Source organism: Cecembia sp. (genome assembly GCF_007126775.1).
GTDB lineage: Bacteria > Bacteroidota > Bacteroidia > Cytophagales > Cyclobacteriaceae > Cecembia.
In genome coordinates, this window is sequence record NZ_SLAP01000088.1 from 1 (window position 1) to 7,253 (window position 7,253).

General features: G+C 38.9%; 7 protein-coding genes. 5 read left to right on the forward strand and 2 right to left on the reverse strand.

Features of this window, described 5'->3' with window-relative positions:
* The first annotated feature begins 220 nt into the window (after positions 1–220).
* The 5 genes from QZT73_RS05375 to QZT73_RS05395 all read left to right on the forward strand — a co-directional run bounded on the left by QZT73_RS05375 (position 221) and on the right by QZT73_RS05395 (position 2,736).
* Positions 221–487 (forward strand): PIN domain-containing protein, encoded by a 267-nt coding sequence (locus QZT73_RS05375; protein ID WP_291787037.1) that lies wholly within the window; start codon positions 221–223, stop codon positions 485–487.
* Positions 488–559: 72 nt separating this feature from the next.
* The gene (locus QZT73_RS05380; RefSeq protein ID WP_291782937.1) at positions 560–1,633 is read left to right on the forward strand and encodes a mannose-1-phosphate guanylyltransferase; all 1,074 of its coding nucleotides are present in this window, start codon (positions 560–562) and stop codon (positions 1,631–1,633) included.
* Positions 1,634–1,688: 55 nt separating this feature from the next.
* On the forward strand, positions 1,689–2,030 hold the full coding sequence (locus QZT73_RS05385) for a nucleotide pyrophosphohydrolase (RefSeq protein ID WP_291782910.1): 342 nt from the start codon (positions 1,689–1,691) through the stop codon (positions 2,028–2,030).
* Positions 2,031–2,062: 32 nt separating this feature from the next.
* Positions 2,063–2,605, forward strand: coding sequence for a hypothetical protein (locus QZT73_RS05390; protein WP_291787041.1), 543 nt, complete (start codon positions 2,063–2,065; stop codon positions 2,603–2,605).
* A complete protein-coding gene (locus tag QZT73_RS05395) occupies positions 2,602–2,736 on the forward strand; it encodes a DUF2256 domain-containing protein (RefSeq protein WP_291782904.1) in 135 nt (44 codons plus the stop codon). The genes QZT73_RS05390 and QZT73_RS05395 overlap by 4 nt, the downstream gene beginning before the upstream one ends.
* A 43-nt stretch (positions 2,737–2,779) precedes the next feature.
* Here the strand turns inward: QZT73_RS05395 and QZT73_RS05400 are convergent, their stop codons facing one another.
* Entirely contained in the window at positions 2,780–5,218 is a 2,439-nt protein-coding gene (locus QZT73_RS05400; protein WP_291782902.1) for a zinc-dependent metalloprotease, read from the reverse strand.
* A gap of 73 nt (positions 5,219–5,291) precedes the next feature.
* Positions 5,292–7,253: helix-hairpin-helix domain-containing protein (locus tag QZT73_RS05405; RefSeq protein WP_291787043.1), on the reverse strand; the 1,962-nt coding region annotated here is incomplete at its 5' end.

The following is a 7,253-nucleotide window of genomic DNA, read 5'->3' on the forward strand; positions in this document are numbered from 1 at the left end:
CATAAAATGAATGCATGGAGGCATTTGATGAATCAAATAACTCTCCGAAAGATCCCTAAAAGGGTAGACGCCCTAATCAGGTCTTTGTCAAAAAAACAAAATAAAAGCATCAATAAGACTATTATTATCTTGCTTGAAAAGGCATTGGGAATAAAAGATAGGTCTAATAAGAAAAGAGATCTTTCAAAGTTCTCAGGTACCTGGAGCAACGAAGATTTTAATGAGTTTGAAAAAAATACAAAAATCTTTAATAAGATTGATAAGGAGATCTGGAATAATGAGGATCTGTATTGATACAAATATCTATTCAGCCTTAAAAAAAGGTAATCCCGAAATCAGGAAAATACTGGAAAATGCTGATGAAATTTATATCCCCTCGATAGTCCTGGGTGAACTATATGCTGGATTTCAAATGGGTAGCAAGTTAAGAAAAAATATTAAATTAAGTAGCATAAATACATTTGAAGATGCTGTTTTAAATAAGTAAATTAAGTATTGGCTCATTAAAAAAGAAAAGGCTTTGAGGCTCGCCTGATCTGAAGTTCCAAATTCAAGAAAAATTATGGAAAAACCATATATCGTAATCATGGCTGGAGGAATCGGATCAAGGTTTTGGCCTTACAGCAGAATCGATAAGCCAAAACAATTTCTGGATATTTTGGGAACTGGTAAAACACTCCTCCAAATGACTTACGACAGGTTTATTAAATTATCTGATAGTAAACATTTTTTTGTTGTTACCAATTTTAAGTATTTTGATCTTGTAAAAGAACAACTTCCAGAAATACCTGAAAGTCAGATACTCACTGAACCTTTAAGAAGAAATACAGCCACCTGCGTGGCATATGCCAGTTATAAAATTTTTGAGCTGGACAAAAAAGCTAAAGTAATTGTCACGCCTTCGGATCATTTGATTATTGAGGAGAAGAAATTTCATGATAAAATCAATATAGCTTTAAAGGCTAGCGAAGAGGGAGAAAGGCTCATTACTATTGGTATAAGGCCCAATAGACCCGAAACAGGTTATGGATATATTCAATACATTTCAGAACCTGGAAACCATGTGAAAAAAGTCAAAACCTTCACAGAAAAGCCTAATCTCAAATTAGCAAAGGCATTTTTGGATAGTGGGGATTTTGTTTGGAACTCGGGTATTTTTGTTTGGAGCGTAAAAAGTATTATTCAGGCCTTTGAAAAATACATGCCTGAAGTTGCCGAGGTTTTCGAAGAAGGCCGTCAATATTACAATAGTGAAGAGGAGCAATCCTATATCCAAAAAGCATATACTTTGGTGAAAAATATATCCATTGATTATGGGATCATGGAAAAAACCAACAAAGCATACATGGTATTGGGGGATTTTGGCTGGTCGGATTTGGGGTCTTGGATGAGTTTGTATGAAAACTTTAAGAAGGATCAGCATAACAATGTCACAGATGCCAATGTGATTCTATATGATACCCATAATTGTTTGGTTAAGGTAAATCATGATAAACTCGTTGTTATAGAAGGTTTGGAAAATTACCTGATCAACGAAAGTGATAATGTATTGATAATCTGTAAAATGGACTCTGATAAAAAGTTCAGGGCATTTGTAAAGGATGCAAAAAATAAGGGAGAAGGCTTTGTTTAAATAAATGGCTTTTCCTGAATTAAAATAATGGGCCATTTCTTGAAATTATAATAAGATGCCAAATAAAGAGATTACCATAGCTGAGGCACAAAAGATGGTAGATGAGTGGATTACAACCGTAGGAGTAAGATATTTTAATGAATTGACCAATACTGCGATTCTGATGGAGGAAGTGGGAGAGTTGGCCCGTATAATGGCCAGAAAATATGGGGAACAATCTTTCAAAGCTTCGGAGGAAGGAAAAGAATTGGCTGATGAAATGGCAGATGTGCTTTGGGTATTAATCTGTCTGGCTAATCAGACAGGAGTGGATCTGACAGAGGCCTTACATAAAAACTTTGAAAAGAAGAATGTCAGGGATAAAGTTAGGCACAAGCAAAACCTTAAATTGAAATAGGGGTTAAAATGGAACCTCTTTAAAAATGTATCATGAGTAAGAATAAGTATATACACCTATTTGCATTTGTTTTTTTGTTAAGTCTTTTTGCCTGTCAGGAGGATGAGGCACCTCGTCCTTTTTTTTATGGGAATTATAATTTACAAACAATTTCTATGGACAGGGCTATGGACCTCAATAATGATGGGGAAGCCTCTTCAGATTTCCTTAGTCAAGTTGTAGATGGATCGGGCAATCCAGGCAATAGGCTGACCTTACTTTCATCGGAAATGGATGAAATGCAATTTTCACTTTTTTACCCCAATGAATTGACTGTACAATCCGGCGTGCCCATAATCCGATTTCCAATTGAAAATCAATTGCTTACAGTGGTATTTGCTGAAGAAACAAATGCGTTTGCTATACTCAGAATGCAGCCCTTGGTTCCCCAGGCCGGTCAAATCATAGCTATAAACTTAATCGACCGATCCACTATTGATATTGAAGTCAACAAATCACTTTATGATTTTTCGAATGCTGAATGGTTGGAGACCATGGTAACTTATCGTTTTGTAAGGGGATTGATCAATGCATGAAAAAGCAACATTTACCAACCAAGCTCTGCCCTGTTTGCAATAGGCCCTTTACTTGGAGAAAAAAGTGGGAAAAAAACTGGGAAAATGTAAAATATTGTTCAAAAAAATGTGCTTCTATGCGTTCAAAATAAAAAAGGGAGTCTGATAGCAGACTCCCTTTTTTATTTCAATCAATCAATAATCAAAATCACAGGACATATCATCCGAACCAATCGGTGCCCCATCGGGAACCGAAATAGCCGATGGAGTTGAAAGTTCTTCCGGAAGATTGAGAAATGCCTCAATTTTTGCAGCCAAATAGTGGCCGTGATTGGCCACAGAGTTATTTTTGTTCTTTGCACTTTCTACTTTTACAGTTTTAATGCTTTCCAATTTAGCCCTACTATCTGCTTTTACAACAGAACTCGCTCCAGGGTGTTTGGCCAGTTTGATTAAATGGTCCACCAATTTATTTTCAGTCATTAGTTTAACCTGGCCTTCATAGGACTCTTGAATATTATTACTGATCAGTGCTGAGGATAGTTTATTCAAATAATTGTTAAAGGATGGCAGACTCTGATCAAAGGCTACTTGTTGTGCCAGTCTATTGGCCCTGCCAGGTTCAAGAAGAAATGTAAGCGTCATGTCTACTACGTTTTCAGCAGGAGCCAAAGCGTCGAAGTTCAGTCCGGTACGGGATGGAAATGTTTCTCTGTTCCTTGAATATCCCATAGGTCTTGGAGGAATGATATCAATGATGGATTTCGGTAAGGTCAGGTTTTCAGGGGAAATGACTTGTAATAAGGCATCTAATGCTTCATTTTGTGTTTTGGCATCTAATCTTGATTGAGTCCTTTGGTTATCTCCTTTCACCTTGTAGGTATAATCAAGACCACCAATCAATTTGGAAGTCGCTTCAACCTGATAACGATGCATTAAATAAAGCGGTACCAAGGCTTCCTCCATCAAAGCTTCAGGTTGTCCAACCTCAATGGCATTTCTTCCAAAAGTCTCAAGTCTTTTTTTCCTGATCGCCATCATTCTTAACAGTTCTTCAGGAGCTGAGTCCCCATTATCCCAAAGATGTGCTTTAGGATGACTTCCACTTGGATGCCTAGAGTCAACATCTGAAATAAAAGTATGTCCTGCTGCATAGGTGTCTTCAAGAATTTGATTTAAAAATTCTTTTTCTTTTTTCCCTTCGGGTACTGTGGCATAACCATATTTGATAGCCCATTTGTCCCAATCACCGATTTTATCATCATAAGCATTCGAAAAATCCAGATTGCCTGAATCATCCATTGTGATAAATGGGTAAGGATAATCCATTACAGATGCCCTGTCAGTAGGGGAGGAGGCATAAGCATGGGCAAGACCAATGGTGTGCCCGATTTCATGAGCAGATAGTTGTCTCAGTCTAGCCAAGGCCATTTCCAGCATTTCTGGATTGGCAGGTTTACCATCTTCAAATGGCTGCAAGAGTCCTTGGGCGATTAAATAGTCCTGCCTGACCCTCAATGAGCCTAAAGAAACATGACCTTTTATGATTTCTCCTGTCCTGGGATCTCTTACCGAGGAGCCATAAGACCAACCCCTCGTGGAACGGTGGACCCATTGAATAACGTTGTACCGTACATCCATCATATCCGCTCCTTCGGGCATTAATTCCACCCTATATGCATTTTTGAATCCAGCAGCTTCGAAAGCATCTGCCCACCAGTTTCCGCCTTCGAGGAGCGCAGTTCTTACAGGTTCTGGAGTGCCTCTATCCAAGTAATAGATTATGGGCTTGACAGGTTCTGAGATTTCGGCATTGGGGTCTTTTTTCTCAAGCCTATGTCTGGAAATAAATTTTTTCACAATAGGCTCACCAATTGATGTGGTGAAATCCATATAGCTTATATGAAAATATCCTGCTCTGGGATCAAACTCCCGTGGCTGATACCCAGCGTCAGGTAATTCGATAAAGGAGTGTCTTTGTCTGACAGTAACAGCTTCAGGAGAAGGGGTTACTGACCTGATGTAAGCCCCAGAAGGTGATCCTGTAAGTGTCACAATTGCCTCAACTTCTGAATTTTTCGGAAAATTTTTCGTCATTGGATAATGAATGGCACTTCTCGTAGCATCAGGCTTGTAGCTGCCTTGCTTGGCATCGCCTAATTTTTCACCAACCATGTGCGCATCCTGTAAGTAGAAGTTGGTCGCATCGATTAAGTGTTTCCCATCTTTGGTGTCCGCTATTTCAAAACCCCAGATGACAGATTCAGCAAATGCATCCTGTACAGATTTGACCTCATCAGGATTGTCGGTATATGAAGCCCTGAAATCATAATTTTTTTGTGCCAAAAGAATTTTGTTCCCTGCCTTTCTAAATTCAACCACACGCGTTCTTCCCAATTGACCCTTATCCAAACCAAGGTCATTTGACCCAACACCCGCCGGCAGGGAATTGACATAAAGAAATTCATAATCGAGTTTATCGATCTCCAGATATATCTTTCCTTTATCTTCGTCTGTATAAAAATTGAAAAAGCCTTCTTTCTTTTCTAGTTTGCTACGGTCAACTCCTTGGGCACTGAGCCCATAGCTTACCAAAAAAGCAATGAATAAGGTCAATTGTATTGTTCTTCTCATAACTTATGGTGGTTTCTTTAAATTTCCTGAATTTATCAAAAACTGAGCACCAAAAATAACCGATGGTGGAAATTTACCTATTAAACTGGTATCTGAGCTGAAGAGTGGATTCCGTAAAGGTATTTCCTCTGATCTGCTGCAATCCTGAGCCTATAACCTCTCGGTCTGTAAAGATGGTTCTGGCAAATCTTGCCCAAAGTGTAAGTTGACGGGTCAGTTTGTATTGGCCAAGAAAATAATAGCGCATGCCTTGACCATGAAGGGCAGGAATGGAGAAAAGCCAAAGAACATTCCTTTCATAAATATATTGCCTGTTATCAAAATCATCGGTATCAAAAAGTACAATTCTTGATGAAAAACGCCATTTTTGAAAATCAGCATTTAGGTCTTGGCTGATGGCAAAACCCCTGCTAGGCACCCCTTCAAACCGAAAAGCACTACTGTTTACCCTGGATTTTATACTCCACCTGTTGTCCAATTTTTGATCGAGGTTAAACGAAAAATTGGTTTTGATCCCTCGGCCAAGAATATATGGCGACTGGAAGCCTGGATATTCACTGTAGTTCCTATCCTTGGATTCCTGTCTGAGTTGAAGAAAAATCAATGTCTTGCGGCTTGGACTAAAAGTAAACCTGCTAAACCACTCAGTTCCCCAAGATGGAGCATAAGCCCTGAACCTAAGCCAAGGAAATTCAAATCTATCATAATAAAAAGACCAGTTTATTGCTTGATTGGGCTTGAAATTCAATCCTATATACACCCCTTTTTCATTAATTGGTCTTGAACCTTCTCCAAATGCATTGCCATAGAAAGTATGAAAGTTTCTGGCATAATCCCTGTAGAGTAAAGAAAAAGCCAGCTTCGGATGCAGGCTACTCATCATACCTGCCAGGGTTCCTGTTCCGCCACTTGAAGAAACAGCCTTTTCTCCAAAAAAGAAGTGATTCTGGAAGTTGTAAGAAAAATAGAAACTATGAACGGAATTTTTTGAGCCGTAAAATTCAAATTGATTATAAACCCTGGAATTCCTTATAAAAGGGTGGCTGAATTCAGTAAATAAAGTATTGACTCCAAATTGTAAACTTTTGTCCAAGCTATTATACTGAACATTTGCACCCAGATTTTTTTCCCTTGCCCGGTTTTTATAATTGATTTCTGTAGGAGTTCTGTGCAGACCACTTCTTTGTAAAGAAGTAATTATGGCCTGTTCTTGCTCCAAACTGTCCTGAGTAAGTTGAAGATTGGCATCTCGAGGTGCCTGAGAAGCCATAAGTGTGAGTTCCAATGGCCCAATTTTCCGGGTGGTAGCAAAGCCTCTAAAGAACCCAAATTCCATGGCAGCTGTGTAGGGTCGTATCCCGATGCTGCTTCTTCTAACAGTTGTGATGGTTTCCGCCCCCTTACCCGGAGCAAAACCAGCACCAAAGACTAAACCTTGTCCAAATTGTAACTGATAATCTCCAATACTTAAAGCTTTCCAATTCCCTCTGTTATAGATGGTGAAATGGTATGAAAGGAAATTGAACCCAAATCGATTGGTCTGTGGATCCCAAATAAACTCTTCTCCCGGATCCTTGTCAAAGGTCAAGCCCAAGCTGAAGTCTTTGCTTTGCTGCATCCGGAATCTTCCATAAAGACCATTTGGATCTCCCATATACCTGCTGGTCAAATTACCATTGCTTAATGTATCCGGTGCAGTAAAACCCCTTCTTGTTTCCCATACCCTTCTATGCCGGAAAATAAAATAAGCATCCTTGGTTTCGCCAAGTCTACTCCATAAAGAACCCTTATGATAGGCTTTTTCCTCAATCACAACAAATGGCAAAATTTTATAAATTGTTTCCAAGTCAAATTCTGGAATGGCCTGAAGCTCATAGATTGATATAAGATTACCAAATTTTGCCCTGTAACTGAAAAATTGATGGATCTGTCCAGGGCTCAAAACATAGAGGGATTTCAATTCTTCTGGGCTGGCTTTATTCAGATTAATGGGATTCAATAAAAACTGGAGTAAGCCTTCGTAGAGCTCTTCATA

What these genes read in the sequence shown, in the direction of transcription:
- QZT73_RS05375 (WP_291787037.1), top strand. Translation starts at nt 221, where the DNA reads ATGAGTTTGAAAAAAATACAAAAATCTTTAATAAGATTGATAAGGAGA.
- QZT73_RS05385 (WP_291782910.1), top strand. Translation starts at nt 1,689, where the DNA reads ATGCCAAATAAAGAGATTACCATAGCTGAGGCACAAAAGATGGTAGAT.
- QZT73_RS05390 (WP_291787041.1), top strand. Translation starts at nt 2,063, where the DNA reads ATGAGTAAGAATAAGTATATACACCTATTTGCATTTGTTTTTTTGTTA.
- QZT73_RS05395 (WP_291782904.1), top strand. Translation starts at nt 2,602, where the DNA reads ATGAAAAAGCAACATTTACCAACCAAGCTCTGCCCTGTTTGCAATAGG.
- QZT73_RS05400 (WP_291782902.1), bottom strand. Translation starts at nt 5,218, where the DNA reads ATGAGAAGAACAATACAATTGACCTTATTCATTGCTTTTTTGGTAAGC.